Origin of the sequence: Streptococcus sp. k-163 (assembly GCF_013277555.1) — a bacterium.
GTDB lineage: Bacteria > Bacillota > Bacilli > Lactobacillales > Streptococcaceae > Streptococcus.
Map to the genome: position 1 here is coordinate 13,076 of NZ_VMND01000001.1, position 15,422 is coordinate 28,497.

Here is a 15,422-nt window from a genome sequence, read left to right on the forward strand (position 1 = left end):
TAGCAAGTATATTTTGTAATTTTCAGAAAATTTCTTCAATAACGAGAGTTCTTATTCTTGACGTTGCCCGAAATCTGCAATCATCTGCTCCATTTCTTGTCGACTCGGAGTTGTCAACATATACAGGTAATCTCCTTGAAGTTCCGCGAAGGCAGCTGGCATGATTTTTTTAACCTTGAACTGCTGGCCATATTTGTCAAGCAAATCCTCCTCAGAATAGATATAATGAGCATTTGCACGACGGGATGTAGCTAAACAATATTGAGCTTCAAAGTCTGATGCTGGGAACTCTTCTCCTGCTACAATAGCAGCATATCCACGATAGAGGTCCAAGGAATGAGCAAAGTTATAAACATCAATAGTGAAACCACCTGCAGGACGGTTATTGTACTCAATGGCGATGTAATCATCCCCTTCGCGGAAAAACTCGATATGGAAGAACCGTTCTTTCATACCAAATTCCTTAACAATCGCTTCACCATATTTGCGCAGTTTAGGATCCATATCCTTGAGAACGTAATAGGAATTGTCCATCTTATAAATCATGAGATCAAGTGGTGTATAGGCGTAGTCAAAGGTCGTTGAAAAGACGATTTTTCCATCCTTGTCCACAAGACCATCAAAGGTACAAATTTCACTGGAAGTGACAAATTTCTCAAAGAAATAAACGGTCGAATGGTCCCATTCTTGCTTGAAGTGATTGATATCGTCTTCTGTCTCAAGCTTGAAGGTGGCCGTTGCCCCCACTCCATTATCAGGTTTGGCAATCATTGGAAGGCCGATTTCTTTCACAGCTTGATCAACATCTGCTTCCGTCTTGATAACTGCTCCAGGTACCACAGGGACACCTGCTTTTTTGAAAAGTTTCTTCATTTCAGACTTAAATTTCGTCTTTTTGAGATCCTCTGGTTTGGCACCAAAGACATTGAATTGTTCTCTGAGTGTTGCATCCAGCTCAAGCCAGTATTCATTATGAGACTCGATGCGATCAATTGGGCCATGTTTATAAAAGAGAAAAGCAGCTGCACGTTTGACTTCATCTATGTTCTCAAGGTTATCTACACGGAAATACTCGGTCAGGCTATTGCGTAAAAGTTCATCCAATTGCTCGTAAGGTTCCTGACCAATTCCCAAGACTGTAATGCCTTTATTGGCTAGCTCAATGGTAAACTGTTGAAAGTTTTGCGGATAGTAGGGAGAAATAACAAGGTAATTCATAGGTAACTCCTTTTATAAATAGAGATTGCCGAGGTAATAAGGCATTTGTTTGCGCCACCATTCCCAGTCGTGGGCGACATCGTGTCCCCATTCAGCAAACCAGGCTGGGATTTGTTTCTGGTCAAAGGCTTCTTTAAGCTTGTAGAAAGATGGTAGACCGTCTTGTTCCCAGGCTCCAAGCCCCGTACACAGCACAATCTCTGCCTGACGGTAACGGTCAATAAACCAGCCGTCGTTCTGATTCCAGATATAATCTACTGGCGAGTTTTGATAAATAGCATCATCATTGTAGTAATCGCCGACAAAAAAACGTGCATCGTAAACTCCACTGAGGGCAATCACCTTTGTAAAGACATCTGGATGTTGGAGGAAAAAGTTGACAGCATGGTAGGCGCCCATTGAGCAACCTGTCGTCATCATGCCATCAAACCAACCTGTCTTATGCTTGATAAAAGGAATGGCCTCCTCAATCACATATCGTTCATAGGCACGGTGCATCTCTGCTTGGTCGTGACCATTTTTCCAAGTAGCCAACCAGCTCTCACTGTCAACACTGGATAGGGTGAAGAACTGGACACGACCTTCCCCTATAAAGGAAGCACAGGCATCAATCATACCAAAATCATAGTATTCATTGTGACTGCCACCAGATGAAGCAAAAACCACAACTGGAATCCCAGCATGTCCATAACGGTTGAGATACATTTCACGGTTGAGATGGCCACTCCAGTGGCTAAGGTTTTCAATATGCATTGGCTTTCTCCTTTCCTAACTTACCATTTCTCTGCAAAAAAACGGAGACAATCTGGTAAATTTTCCGACCAAGGAATCTCACTATGGATGGCACCAGACTGAACTTTCAAGACTAGATTATCCAAATAAACTCCCCCTGCTATCAAATCACGGTAATAGTGTAGCGACGAGTCTATATAGGCTTGTTTGATATTACCAGCCATCAAGGTCTTATCTGTATCATCTGCTTCTTCTGTTCCTACATAGATGAAGATACGCTGGTCAGGCGACAGTTTCTGGCGCTTGATATAACGGTTAAAGGCATCTTGGTGAAGCCAGTTAGCAGATGAAAAGACACCTAGACAACCAATTTGGTCTTGGTATTCTAGTCCGATAAACTGGGTAATATTGCCTCCTAGTGACGAGCCAATCATAGCCGTATGCTGGCGATCAGCTTTGGTACGGTAGGTCTCATCGATAAAAGGTTTGACCACCTCCATGACAAACTCGGCATATTCCACACCCTTACCACCAAATTGCTGTCCTGGGATAGGAGATTCTTGGAACTTCCAAGCCGCATACTCATTCATCCGCCCCATACCATCATTATCAATGGCTACGACAATCATACGACTTATATCAGGATTACGCTTAATTGCTGGGATAATCTTCCATGAATGACCAATGAAGGACTCCTTGCTATAAAAAACATTTTGCCCGTCATGAAAGTAAACCACAGGATAGGAACGATCCGTGTCTTTTTCATAATCTTTAGGAAGAAGAACACGTACACGGCGCTCCTTGCCTGTATAAGGAACCTTGAGTTTGTGTTCTTTCATTTTTAGATAAAAGTAGGATTGATTCATTGTCAGAAAACTCTCTATATTCAAAATTTTATCTTATTATATCACAATTATAGAAAAAAAAGTTAGCTTTGCTTCCATTTTTGGATTAAAAACTAACTTTTTCATTTATTTTTCTAAATTCTTTTGGATTTTCTGATTAGAGGAGATTGTCAATCAAGTCATCGACTTCATCTTTTTCAGTTTGAGGTGTAATCTCAGTAATCATAATCCCTGCCACTGCTCGCTCAACTAAGCCCTTAACATCCATCCGCTTTTCATACTGCTCTGCATTTTTAATCTTAGGATTTGTCTTAGGACGGTCAGGTGCAAAAATCGTACAGCAGTCTTCAAAAGGCTGGATAGAAATATCAAAGGTATCGATTGCTTGGGCAATATCAATGATTTCCAACTTGTCCATAGTGACCACAGGACGAATGACTGGAGTGCTGGTCACAGCGTTGATAGTCTGCATGCTTTCCAAGGTCTGACTAGCTACTTGACCAAGACTTTCCCCATTGATGATAACCAAACCATTTCGTTCCTCACGAATACGATCGGTAATCCGCATCATAAAACGGCGTGTCAAGGTCATAAGATAGGCTTCTGGCGCTTTAGCCTTAATTTCTTCTTGAATCTCTGTAAAAGGCACTTCGATAAACTGGATATTTCCGCCAAACTTGGTCAATTTACGAGTCAAATCTTGAGCTTTTTTAAGGGCACCAGGACTCGTGTAAGGTGGGCTAGCAAAGTGAACTGCCTCAATATCTACCCCTCGTTTAAGAGCTAGATAACCCGCCACAGGTGAATCAATTCCTCCTGACAACATGAGCATGCCTTTACCAGAACTTCCCACAGGTAATCCTCCTGCTCCACGAAAGGTTTCATAGGAAATATAAGCTGCTTCCTCACGAATCTCAACCTGAAGATTAATATCTGGATTTTTCATCTGAGCTTTCACGTTTGGAATAGCCTTGAAAACAGCACTACCAAGAGTTTGATTGAGTTCACGACTATCAAGTTCAAAGGTGTGGTCGCTACGCTTACCAGTGATTTTAAAGGTCATCCCTTCCTTATAGGTTTCTTTCATAATCTCTTGGACAGCAGACTTAAGAACTTCCACAGACTTTTCGACTTTATAAACGGGAGAAAAGTTTTGAATTCCAAATACTTGTTTGAGCGATTCTGCTACTGCGGTATAATCAGCTCCATTCAGGTAAGCGTGGGCACGGTCGCGATCTGCGGTTACCTTAACTTGGGGATAGATAGACAAAACGTCTGAAATATTATTACGAAGTTTATTGATGAAACGCATACGATTTTTGTGTTTGGTTGACAATTCTCCATAGCGAATCATAATTTCTGAATACTGCATAAATGCTCCTATCTTACTTTTCTAGTTTGATTATAAATTAATTTTAGCTTGGTCAAAAACTGCTCGACCTGACTCATATCATTTTCTAGGTCAAGGCTTAAACGCACAGCTGACTGGGCCTTATCCTTGTCCACTCCCATGGCAATCAAGGTGCCGGCAGGTTTCCCTGCCTTGGATGAACAAGCAGAGGTCGTTGAGATGAAAATATCATAGTCTTCAAAGGCGTGAACGATAACTTCACCACGAACCCCCTTGATTCCAAAAGTCAGGATATGAGGGGCAAAGTCTTCCTCATCTGAAAAGACAAAAATATCTGGATAGTCCAGAAGGGCTTGGCGAATCACTGCCTTCATCTGTCCTGTCTTACTAGTAAAGATGTCCAGCTTTCCCATAGACAAACGGAGGGCCTTGGCTGTCGCTGCAATCCCTGCTACATTTTCAGTTGTCGAACGATAATCACGCTCCTGACCACCACCTGTTAAAAGAGGCGTAATCTTCTTGCCAGACTTTATATAGACAAAACCAACACCTCGGACTCCGTGGAACTTGTGACCAGAGAAAGTCGCAAAATCCACTCGTTCTGTCAGATACTTTTCAGTTGGAATCTTGGCAAGCGCCTGAACCGCATCAACGTGGAAGGAAATAGTCGGCTTGTCTGCCAAGAGTTCTGAAATAGCTTGAATAGGTTGAATCGAGCCGATTTCATTGTTTACAGCCATGACAGAAATTAGGATTGTATCAGGTCGTATCAAAGCTCCTAGAGCCTCAACATCCACAAATCCTTTCTCATCAACTGGAGCAAAATCCACTTCAAATCCTTGACTTTTCAACCAGAGGGCTGACTCTTTGACTGCTGGATGTTCAATGGCTGATACGATGATGTGCTTGCCAAACTTGGCTTTTTCAAAGGCCACACCCTTGATGACCCAATTATCTCCTTCTGTCCCACCAGAGGTAAAAAAGATTTCATCGCTTTTCTTACCGATTAAATCTGCAATCTGTTGGCGGGAAGCATCTAAGATTCGTGTTGCCTGGTCTCCCAAACGATGGAGACTAGATGGATTTCCTAAAATTTTTGAAGCCACCTGCATATAGGTTTCAATGGCTTCATGATAGGGCTTGGTCGTCGCTGAATTATCAAAGTAAATCATGTTTTCTCACGCTTTCTAAAATCACTCTTTCTATTGTATCATGAAACGGAGCCTGCGACAAGAATAGGCAATTCCTCTTTTTTTAAGATTTTTTTAAAGAAATGCGGTATAATAAATTTTAATTAAAGGAGAGAATGTATGTCTAATTATCGTAGAACTTCAAAACCAAAAACAGAACACATCAAAAAAGGCTTTACAGTCTTTCAAAAAACCGTTGCTACTATTGGTAGTATCCTTGGCTTGATTACCGCAAGTATCACTATCATGAACGCCTTGGATAATAACAAAAATACTAAAAAAGAACCTACGACAAGCCAGACGACAACAATTGTCAAAGAAATTCAAAAGGAAGCCCCTCAGGAAAACACTCGTCCCAATAAAGAAAATAACACTTCTCAAGAAAAAACACCGCAAGAAGAAACACCACAATCTAGTGTCAAGGAAGAGAAAAAAGAAGAGCAGAAAACAGCAACTCAGGACTCTACTACTCCTGCTCCAAGTAAACCTACCACTGAAAATGAAAAACAACCCAATACTCCAACTTCAGAAAATAAAAGCAATCCTCAGTAAGCACTTGATTTAAGAAAAAATTAACTCAAAAATAAAACTACACAGTCTCTCTTTGCCTTGACCACAATCAAGCCAAAGAGAGACTGTGTTTTTGTATAATTGATGTTTTAGAGGGTAGATTCTTGACCAATTTTATGAGATTCATACTCATAAAATTGAAACCTAGCTATGTTGTGATAACTTATTTGTCTCTAACATAAACTTTGCACGCGCCAACAATACTCTCTCATCTGCCCCAAAGGGGGTCAAGAGCCATTTTTCATTTACCTTATATTCGAAATCCTTCTTCATGCAGAAGTTAGTAAGCCTTTTACATCTAACATAAATAGTCTATCTCAACCACTTCATAGATATTAGTTTCTATTTTGTCGTTTTTTGGCTATTTTAGAGGTGGTTTTTTGCTCAACCTCTTTTTGCTTACTAAAAATTAAAGAATTCCATAGCCTGTTTGAAAAGCAATTCAGTATACTCTGGGTCTTCTTGGGCAATGGTAACCTGGTCTTGAATCAGTTCCAAGTCATCCGTTATCATGCCATCTGCTCCCAAATGAACTGATTTATCAAAGGACTCTGAACTATTGATGGTCCAAACGTACAATTTCTGATCGGTATTCCAAAGCTTGTTGACAAAATTTTCATCTAAAGTTGAATACTCCATGGTGTAACCTGTAGCCTTGGTTCTTGGAAAAATACTATTATAAGGTAGGATGAAAAAGACTGGAATTTGAGTATCGTAGGCTAAAACCTGGTCAATCACATGATAATCCAAGGATTGCATTTGGTGACCATTCTGCTTAAGAACCGTTCCATATTTTTCCATAAACCGTTTCATCATATCTGGACTATCTTTTCGACTGGTTTTAATCTCAATAAGAAGTTTTTGATGTAATTCATTGGCTTTATTGAGATAGTCATCAAAACTGGACACCTTGCTATGATAACCATTTTCTGAAATATCAAGTTTGGTTAATTCTTTCAAAGTTAAATCCTGTGGATTAGCATTAACTCCTGTCAGATTCTTAATATTGGCATCATGCATCATGACAAACTGACCATCTTTTGTTTCCTGAACATCTGTCTCAACGAAATCTGGAGATAACTGAGCGGTTTTTTCTAGTGATTGGACGGTATTTTGCACACCATTCTTATTAGATACTCCCCTGTGAGAAATGATTAAAGGTTTATTGGCTACTGGAGCTTCTAAATAAACATAACCCTCAAGAGCGAAAAAGATACAAGCACAGCCCATCACTCCCCATCTCATCCAGTGGTCTTTCTTTCTCCTTGGTGTAATTTCTAGTTCTTCTCCCGTTAAGAAGGAAACAAACTTAATAAGAAAGTAAGTCAAGGCTATATAATGAAAATTCTTAATCAAGACAAAATTGATAATTCCCAGAACAAGAGATTCCTTATGTGTCAGACCATCCATCAGTGCCTGACTTGCTAATATTGGAATCAATAAAAGAATGAAAAATAGGTAGGTTTTGACGACAATCCAAAGCAAGTTCCAAATATAAAACCAGGAGTGCTTTCTTGTCTTCTCTAGACTGTATCTGACTGCTTCTTTGACTGTCTTCTTCTCAAATAAAAGCTGAGGTAGGGCAAACATGAAACGCACTGAAATATAAAATAGAAGTAAAGCTAGAATAGTAACCACTATACCTACTAGCCAATACTTGTCTTCCACATAATCAACGATAAAGTCCGGAATGACAATTTTATTTAAGTAGTAAATCTTTAAAATCTTTCGAATCACTGGAAAGAGCATCATGACATAAAAGAAGATAAAGGTTATCTTGGCAAGCGTGACTTGCTTCATAAACAAGAAACTTTGTCGAAAGACCTTGCGACTGTACTCCAGCAAGGTCCTCTTTTCATGACATAATAAATGCCGAGCACCAATAAAGAGAAGTCCTATCTGGTAATAGGCGATCAGTAAATTAACGATTACCAGAATAAATAAAGCAAGACTAACAAAGGGAGAACCCGTTATAATGGCAAAAATATTGTTGTAGGATAGAAAGAGATAACCTGTCTGACGGAGCAAAAGTCCAGCAATCCAAGAATTTGATGGTAACCAGACAAACTCAATCATCATGAAAGTCAAGAAAAATAGAAAAAGTATTTTATCTAGATTAAAGTATATCTGCTTAAAACCTAGATTTTTAGGTTTTTCAGGTTTCATAGGCACTCCTAGTCAAATAATTGAGACAAGTCCAAGCCTCCAAAAGGATTGTTTGAAAGACTACTTTCTGTCTCTAACAATTCTCTAGCTTGATCCGACTCTAGGAAGGACTCGTAAACACGCGCTGTCATCCGTGCATCCTCTAAACTATTATGAGACTGACCTTGAAATCCAAGAAATGAAGCAACAGTTTGCAACTTGAGATTAGAAATACCGTGTAAATCCGAACTCCGACGTTCAAAAGCTTCATCATACAGATCTACCTTGTACTGCTGGCTGTAGTCTAAACCATGTTCTTCTAGAATAGGCAAATCACTTTTAGCAGCATTGTATCCTACCATCGGTAAAGAACCCACAAATTCTTGGAATTCTTTTATGACTTCCTCCACTGGAGGAGCATCTTTTAAGGTCTCAGCCGTAATCCCAGTCAAACCATTGATAAAGCTTTTTAGAGGTACATTGATATGAACATAGGAATCATAGGCATCGATTTCCTGTCCATCTCTAAAATGCACTGCCGATACTTGAATCAAGTGTGTTTGTCCTTCGTGCTGATTAAATTCTAAGTCAAAAGCAATGTACTCTTCTAATCGTTCCATTCTATACCTCTCTTCTACTATCTCTCTTCTTATTCTATTTGAGCAACTATACTATTTAGAAACAAAAGAAGCCATCAGGTTAGCATTTAACCTAAACAGCTCCTTGATTATCCTCCAAATAAACGAGCAAAAAAGCCTTTCTTAGTGGATTGGACTTCTTCTTTTGCTTGGTCCAGCTCTAGCTTGAGATTTTCTTGATCCTTCATGGCTTGAAGAGTCAATTGTTGCTGCTGATCTAGTTGTTTGTCTTTCTCAGCAATCTGACGGTCTTTGATGCGCATCTGCTCATCTTTTTCTGATAGCTGACGATCCTTGGCTTTTAATTGTTCATAAAGACGGAGAATTTCTGCATTCTTCTCATCAACTAGAATCTCCATCAGTTCACGTTGCTTGACATCTTCACTGACAGGCTCATCTTCAAAAATCGTTTTTTTATAGATTTCTTCTAGCTTAATCAAGCCGCTTCTAGTAACTACTGTTACCCCTTTGTCATTTTTATCTGTGTCTTCTTCTGGTAATTCTTTGACACGGTTATTGATTGCTTGGCGAGATAATCCTAAGACCTCTGCAATCTCACTGACGGTCATTTCAATACTCATAATATCCTCTGAAACGTTTTCTAGCTTTTCTTTACTTAAATCTTATCATAAGCTAGAAAAACTGTCAAATTTTCGCTTAATCTAAAGCCTTCAAAAAGGCTAATAAGACTTGGGCAGAGCGACGTCCAGCTTCGATAATAAACTCATCAAAAGAGATGTTTGCTTCATGGTTGGCATTATCACTCATAGCTCGGATGACTAAGACTGGAAGATTAAGGGCATGCGCTGCCTGAGCAATAGCTGCCCCCTCCATCTCAACAGCCAAAACATCTGGGAAATGGGACTTAATCGCTTCTATCTTATCATTTCCTGCAACAAAACTATCTCCTGTAGCAATCAATCCAAGATGCCATTTTTGGTCCAATCGAGATAAACTTTCTTGGATTTTAGCAACAAAAGTTTTATCTGATTCGAAATAAAGCGGTTGTTGCGCCATTTGTCCATAAGCATATCCAAAAGCTGTAACATCCACGTCATGATAGGCTAATTTGTCAGCAATCACAACATCTCCAACAGAAATACCCTCTGCTACTGCCCCAGCAGATCCTGTGTTAATCAAAGCATCCACTTGGAAATGATCAGCCAAAATCGCCACACTCATAGCAGACATGACTTTACCAATTCCACTCTCTACGAGAACGACTTCATGCGAAGCAATGGTTCCTGTATGATAGGTATTCCCCAAAACAATTTGCTCTTGGGCATTGTCTAAATGCTGGACCAGATAAGCCAGTTCTTCTGGCATAGCAGCTATAATTCCTATTTTCATTTCAATTCCTTTTCTATTACAAAAGTTTCATTGCTAAGACAAGCAAAATCAAGAGAAAGATGACTGCAAATAAGATTTTATTCAATTTAGAATTGAAGATATTTCTCTTGGTATTTTCAATGCGACGGCTTTTATGAATAGACGGTTCGACCTGAATCTTCAAGGTTTCCTGGCTAAAACCATGATCCTTTGGATTGGCATAACCAAAATAGGAAGAAGAGGTTGGTAAAATCTTGGTTTCCTCATCATCTAGTAAAGGAGGACCCGAAATTTTTTCGCCTCTATTAGCTCTTTCAATCATTTCATCCGTTAATAAAGGTTTACCCATACTAACCTCCTCTATTTTTTGTGCAATTCCCAATATTGAACAGCCATAATTGTCTTGGCATCACAAATATGACCTGATTGGATTAATTCCTTAGCTTCTTCTAGGCTCACTTCAAGGACTTCCAAGGTTTCATCCTCATCCTGCGGACGCGGATTTTCCACCTTTGTCAAATCGCTGGCTAGGTATAGTTTTAACTTCTCATTACAAAAGCCAATAGCTGAATAAAAATCGTACAAGAGTTCTAATTTCCCTGTATAGGATGTTTCTTCCTCCAGTTCACGCAGAGCTGCTGCAACAGGGTCAGTATTTTCTCCTACTTCCAGTTTTCCAGCTGGAATTTCGTAAGAGACAGCCTCGATAGCTTTGCGATACTGCTTGACCAAGATAAGTTTTTTCTCATCCGTTACTGCTAAAACACAGACAGCTCCGTTATGGAAAATCAAATCCCGTTGGGCAACTCCTTTGCCTTCTGGTAATTCAACCTGATCTTGAACCAGTTTAAATATTGGTCCTTGATAGATTTCTTTTCGGCTAAGCGTTTTTTCTTCAAATTCCATGATAGGCTCCTACTGATTCTTAGGATGATGAGGAAGGCGTGTTGCATATTCGTCTTTGTTGACCTGACGACCACGACCAATAGCAATAGCATCCGCTGGAACATCTTTAGTAATAGTTGAACCAGCTCCAACGAGGGAATTGTCACCAAGTTCTACTGGCGCAATAATGGTTGAATTTGAACCAACAAAAACATTGTTGCCAATAACTGTCTTGTATTTGTTTTTGCCGTCATAGTTGACTGTAATGGTTCCTGCACCAAAATTAACGTTGCTACCTACTTCACAGTTTCCGATATACGTCAAATGACCAGCCTTGGTATTCTCACCTATTGAAGAACCTTTCACCTCAACAAAGTTTCCAATATGAACTTGGGCAGCTAGACTTGAACCTGGACGAATGTGGGCATAAGGACCGACTGTCACACCGTCTGCAACACTGCTTTCCTCAATCATAGAGTTGGTAATAACAGCTCCTGCTCCGATAGTGCTATCCACTACATACGTTCCATTTGTCAAAACAGTCTCAGCACCAATTTTCGTTTGCCCCTTCAAGATAACATTGGCTTCAATTTGAACTTCAGGAGCGATCTCGACATCAATATCGATATAAGTTGCTTCTGGATTGACAAAGCTAACACCATTGACCATGTGCTGATGATTGATGCGACGACGCATAACCGACTCAGCAGTCGCAAGAGCTACACGGTCATTTACACCAAGACTCTCATCAAAATCTTTCAAAGTATAAGCGCCAACTTTTTCACCAGCTTCACGGAAAATGCCAATGACATCTGTAATATAATATTCACCTTGAGCGTTATTGGTATTAATATTTTTCAAAGCCTCGAATAAACGCTCGTTGTCAAAGACGTATGTTCCAGTGTTGATTTCCTTGATTTGCTTTTCAAAATCTGTAGCATCCTTCTGCTCAACAATGCGAAGAACTTCAGCATTATCATTACGAACAATTCGTCCATAGCCGAAAGGAGTATCTGTTTCAGCAGTCAAGATAGTAGCCACATTTTTATGATTGATGTGGAAATCAATCAAGTTTTTCAAGCTTTCACCTGTGATTAAAGGAGTATCTCCTGCGATGACCAAGGTGTGACCTGATAAACCTTCTAAAATAGGCTCTGTCATCATAACTGCATGACCCGTTCCTAACTGCTCAGATTGAGTCACAAATTCTGTCTGTCCAGCCAAGACCTCCTCAACCAATTCTGCCTTGTGTCCGACAACTGTTACTGTCTTTTCTGGTTGGATAGCTCCCACACTACGGAAAACATGTTCCAGCATAGAAATACCCGCAACCTTGTGCAAAACTTTTGGCAAATCAGATTTCATGCGAGTCCCTTTACCCGCTGCTAAAATAATGGCATAATTTGACATAATCTTCTCTTTTCTCTAGAAATTCCCTTTTATTATACCATATTTCAAATCATTCCGCGCCCTTGAATGAAAAAATGCTCTAAAGTCCTTTCTTAACCCATTTTTTGAGTATTATTTTTGATTTTTTTTCATTTTTAAGGTAAAATGATGAAATATGAGAAAGAAATTTAATCCGCTTATTTTATTTGGTTTTTTTGGGGTTATGATTTTCATTTTAATCCTGAATCGCCCTCGTTTTGAGGACCATCCTGTAAAAACAAAGTCAAATATTGCGCAAGTAGAAACACAAGCGCTACACAATATAGATAAACCGGTAATTGATGTTTCTGGTTGGCAGCGTCCTGAGGAAATTAATTACGATACTCTGTCCCAAAACATTTCTGGAGCTATTGTTCGCGTCCATAGTGGCGCTCAAACGTCCAAAGAGAACGATGCTGCCTTTGTTAATGGGGTAGATAAGGCCTTTAAAACTCATATTACTGAGTTTCAAAAACGAAATGTCCCAATTGGTGTCTATGCTTATTTAGCTGGAAAAAATGTCCAAGAAATGGAAAAAGCCGCTGAAGTATTCTATAACGCCTCTTCACCATACAGCCCTAGTTACTATTGGCTAGATGTGGAAGAAAAAACCATGTCTAATATGAACGAAGGTGTTGAAGCCTTTCGAGCAAAGCTAGAATCACTTGGTGCTAAAAATATCGGAATCTACATTGGTGTCTATTTCATGAAAGAACACAGTATTGATACAGGCAAGTTTACGTCTGTTTGGATTCCCTCCTATGGATCAAATACTGGATTTTTCGAAACCAAACCTAATACGGACTTAGATTACGATATCCACCAGTACACTTCTAAAGGAAAAATTGCCGGCTTTGACCACGATTTGGATATCAACGTCATCTCTTCCTTAAAAAACAAAGAAGAAACCTTTAGAAAACTCTTTTTAAAACCTTAAAAGCATTTGTGTAGCATTTGCTTTTTCTTTTTGTGTTTGATTGTGATACAATATAGTAAGGATTTTTTGAAATAGAAATAGTTGGAGGAAGTATATGTTCTCATGGTTAGCACGTGTTATTAAAGGAATTGTGATTGCTCTTGGATTTATCTTACCGGGAATTTCGGGAGGGGTTCTAGCAGCAATCTTAGGAATATATGAACGGATGATTGGCTTTCTGGCCCACCCCTTTAAAGACTTTAAAGAAAATGTTTTGTACTTTATTCCAGTTGCCATCGGTATGCTTCTGGGAATCGGCTTATTTTCCTACCCGATTGAATACCTACTTGAAAATTATCAGGTCTTTGTCTTATGGAGCTTCGCGGGTGCCATCATTGGTACAGTTCCTAGCCTCCTCAAAGAATCAACTCGAGAATCTGACCGAGACAAGATTGATTTGGCTTGGTTCTGGACAACCTTTATCATTTCTGGATTAGGACTCTATGCCTTAAATTTTGTCGTTGGAACCTTAAGTGCCAACTTTCTTAATTTCGTCCTAGCAGGTGCACTGCTGGCTCTTGGCGTATTAGTTCCGGGCCTCAGTCCATCAAACCTACTTTTGATTTTGGGACTCTACGCTCCTATGTTGACTGGTTTTAAAACCTTTGACCTCTTGGGAACCTTCTTCCCGATTGGAATCGGTGCTGGTGCAACTCTCATCATTTTTTCAAAATTGATGGATTATGCCTTAAACAACTACCACTCACGTGTCTATCATTTCATCATCGGTATCGTCCTATCAAGTACCCTTTTGATCTTGATTCCAAATGCAGGAAATGCTGAAAGTATCCAGTACACCGGTATTTCTCTTGTCGGTTATGTCATCATCGCCTTCTTCTTTGCACTGGGAATCTGGCTTGGTATTTGGATGAGCCAATTGGAGGATAAGTATAAATAATGGCAAAAAAAGTTAAAGTCAAAAAAACATTGGTGGAACAAATCCTGTCCAAAGCAGGTATCCCACATCAGGGGATTCAAATCAATGCCCTGGAAGGAGAGCTTCCTCAAGGCTATGAACGAAATCAGATTTTTAAAACCTTGGCTCTTTTGGGAGACAAGACAGGACCGATTATCGGAATTGTCCCTATCACCCAACACTTGTCTGAAAAGAAACTAGCTAAAATTTCTGGCAATAAAAAAGTGAGCATGATTCCCCAAAAGGACTTGGAAAAAACAACTGGTTACATTCATGGAGCCAATAATCCAGTTGGCATTCGTCAGAAACACAATTACCCCATTTTTATCGATAAGATTGCTCTAGACTTGGATCAAATGATTGTCTCTGCAGGCGAAGTTGGTCACAGCATTATCGTCGCACCACAAGACTTGGCTAGTTTTGTAAAGGCTGACTTTGTAGATATCTTGGAGGACAGCAAGTAATGAAACTCTACTTTGTCCGCCACGGTCGTACAGTCTGGAACCAAGAAGGACGCTTTCAAGGTGCCAGTGGAGACTCTCCCCTTCTTCCTGAATCCATTGACACCCTAAAACAACTTGGCCAGTATCTCAAGGATGTTCCTTTTAATCAGATTTATTCAAGTGATTTACCTCGAGCGGTCAGATCTGCCGAGATTATCCAAAGTCAACTCCAGACTCCCTGTCCTTTAGAAAGTGTTCCTAATCTTCGTGAATGGCAGCTGGGTAAGTTGGAAGGTTTGAAAATTGCAACCTTGGAAGCTATTTATCCGCAACAAATCAAAGCTTTCCGATCTAATCTTGCTAAATTTGACACTCAAATGTTCGGAGCTGAATCCCTTTATAGCACCACGCAACGAACCATCCAATTTATCAAATCACTCAAAGATAGTCCAGCTGAGCGTATTCTAATTGTCGGTCACGGCGCCAATCTTACTGCCAGTCTTCGTACTCTTCTAGGTTATAAAGAGCCACTTCTTCGTAAAGATGGCGGTCTAGCAAATGCCAGCCTAACAATTTTAGAAACCCATGATTTTGAAAAATTCACTCTTGATACGTGGAATGATACCTCTTATCAATAAAGAACTTGATTTTAGTGTCAAGTTCTTTTTAGTTTTTAAAGATTATCCGTGAATTTCTTGGATATTTATGATAAAATGGGAGTATCGCAAAAAATGACTCATCGTATTCAATTTTGAG

The 15,422-nt window shown here is 39.6% G+C and carries 17 protein-coding genes; 5 read left to right on the forward strand and 12 right to left on the reverse strand.

From position 1 onward, the window contains the following. Positions 1-51 precede the first annotated feature (51 nt). The 5 genes from HT731_RS00075 to HT731_RS00095 form a co-directional block, all read right to left on the reverse strand. A complete protein-coding gene (locus tag HT731_RS00075; RefSeq protein ID WP_173277107.1) occupies positions 52-1,218 on the reverse strand; it encodes an ATP-grasp domain-containing protein in 1,167 nt (388 codons plus the stop codon). Between the two features lie 12 nt (positions 1,219-1,230). Further along, positions 1,231-1,971, reverse strand: a complete 741-nt coding sequence (locus HT731_RS00080; protein WP_173277109.1) for an esterase family protein — start codon at positions 1,969-1,971, stop codon at positions 1,231-1,233. A gap of 20 nt (positions 1,972-1,991) precedes the next feature. After that, entirely contained in the window at positions 1,992-2,816 is an 825-nt protein-coding gene (locus HT731_RS00085) for an alpha/beta hydrolase (protein WP_173277111.1), read from the reverse strand. 136 nt (positions 2,817-2,952) lie between these two features. Further along, positions 2,953-4,167 (reverse strand): tRNA uracil 4-sulfurtransferase ThiI, encoded by a 1,215-nt coding sequence (gene thiI, locus HT731_RS00090; protein WP_173277113.1) that lies wholly within the window; start codon positions 4,165-4,167, stop codon positions 2,953-2,955. A gap of 8 nt (positions 4,168-4,175) precedes the next feature. After that, complete coding sequence (locus tag HT731_RS00095; protein ID WP_061759829.1) at positions 4,176-5,318, reverse strand: cysteine desulfurase family protein; 1,143 nt, start codon at positions 5,316-5,318, stop codon at positions 4,176-4,178. Between the two features lie 138 nt (positions 5,319-5,456). Between HT731_RS00095 and HT731_RS00100 the strand changes: the two genes are divergently transcribed. Next, entirely contained in the window at positions 5,457-5,888 is a 432-nt protein-coding gene (locus tag HT731_RS00100) for a DUF6556 family protein (protein WP_061759828.1), read from the forward strand. Between the two features lie 420 nt (positions 5,889-6,308). On the opposite strand, the gene HT731_RS00105 is transcribed toward HT731_RS00100, so the two are convergent. The 7 genes from HT731_RS00105 to glmU all read right to left on the reverse strand — a co-directional run bounded on the left by HT731_RS00105 (position 6,309) and on the right by glmU (position 12,313). Beyond that, positions 6,309-8,072: a glycerophosphodiester phosphodiesterase gene (locus HT731_RS00105; RefSeq protein ID WP_061759827.1), complete on the reverse strand. Its 1,764-nt coding sequence runs from the start codon at positions 8,070-8,072 to the stop codon at positions 6,309-6,311. A gap of 8 nt (positions 8,073-8,080) precedes the next feature. Beyond that, a complete protein-coding gene (locus tag HT731_RS00110) occupies positions 8,081-8,671 on the reverse strand; it encodes a 3'-5' exonuclease (protein WP_061759826.1) in 591 nt (196 codons plus the stop codon). Between the two features lie 107 nt (positions 8,672-8,778). After that, on the reverse strand, positions 8,779-9,270 hold the full coding sequence (gene rocS, locus HT731_RS00115) for a chromosome segregation protein RocS (protein WP_000021242.1): 492 nt from the start codon (positions 9,268-9,270) through the stop codon (positions 8,779-8,781). Positions 9,271-9,346: 76 nt separating this feature from the next. Further along, entirely contained in the window at positions 9,347-10,039 is a 693-nt protein-coding gene (locus HT731_RS00120; protein WP_061759825.1) for a 5'-methylthioadenosine/adenosylhomocysteine nucleosidase, read from the reverse strand. A 16-nt stretch (positions 10,040-10,055) separates the two neighbouring features. Further along, positions 10,056-10,367 (reverse strand): cell wall synthase accessory phosphoprotein MacP, encoded by a 312-nt coding sequence (gene macP, locus HT731_RS00125; RefSeq protein ID WP_061759824.1) that lies wholly within the window; start codon positions 10,365-10,367, stop codon positions 10,056-10,058. A gap of 11 nt (positions 10,368-10,378) precedes the next feature. Next, positions 10,379-10,924 carry an NUDIX hydrolase gene (locus HT731_RS00130; RefSeq protein WP_061759823.1) on the reverse strand — a complete coding sequence of 182 codons (546 nt, stop codon included), beginning with the start codon at positions 10,922-10,924 and terminating at the stop codon, positions 10,379-10,381. A gap of 9 nt (positions 10,925-10,933) precedes the next feature. After that, positions 10,934-12,313: a bifunctional UDP-N-acetylglucosamine diphosphorylase/glucosamine-1-phosphate N-acetyltransferase GlmU gene (glmU, locus tag HT731_RS00135; RefSeq protein WP_173277115.1), complete on the reverse strand. Its 1,380-nt coding sequence runs from the start codon at positions 12,311-12,313 to the stop codon at positions 10,934-10,936. Between the two features lie 154 nt (positions 12,314-12,467). Between glmU and HT731_RS00140 the strand changes: the two genes are divergently transcribed. The 4 genes from HT731_RS00140 to HT731_RS00155 all read left to right on the forward strand — a co-directional run bounded on the left by HT731_RS00140 (position 12,468) and on the right by HT731_RS00155 (position 15,304). Continuing rightward, entirely contained in the window at positions 12,468-13,268 is an 801-nt protein-coding gene (locus HT731_RS00140; protein ID WP_173277117.1) for a glycoside hydrolase family 25 protein, read from the forward strand. Positions 13,269-13,362: 94 nt separating this feature from the next. Continuing rightward, complete coding sequence (locus HT731_RS00145; protein ID WP_173277119.1) at positions 13,363-14,205, forward strand: DUF368 domain-containing protein; 843 nt, start codon at positions 13,363-13,365, stop codon at positions 14,203-14,205. Continuing rightward, a complete protein-coding gene (locus HT731_RS00150; protein ID WP_033680475.1) occupies positions 14,205-14,687 on the forward strand; it encodes an aminoacyl-tRNA deacylase in 483 nt (160 codons plus the stop codon). Before HT731_RS00145 ends, HT731_RS00150 begins: the two co-directional genes overlap by 1 nt. Next, the gene (locus tag HT731_RS00155) at positions 14,687-15,304 is read left to right on the forward strand and encodes a histidine phosphatase family protein (RefSeq protein ID WP_033680476.1); all 618 of its coding nucleotides are present in this window, start codon (positions 14,687-14,689) and stop codon (positions 15,302-15,304) included. Before HT731_RS00150 ends, HT731_RS00155 begins: the two co-directional genes overlap by 1 nt. Positions 15,305-15,422: the final 118 nt, after the last annotated feature.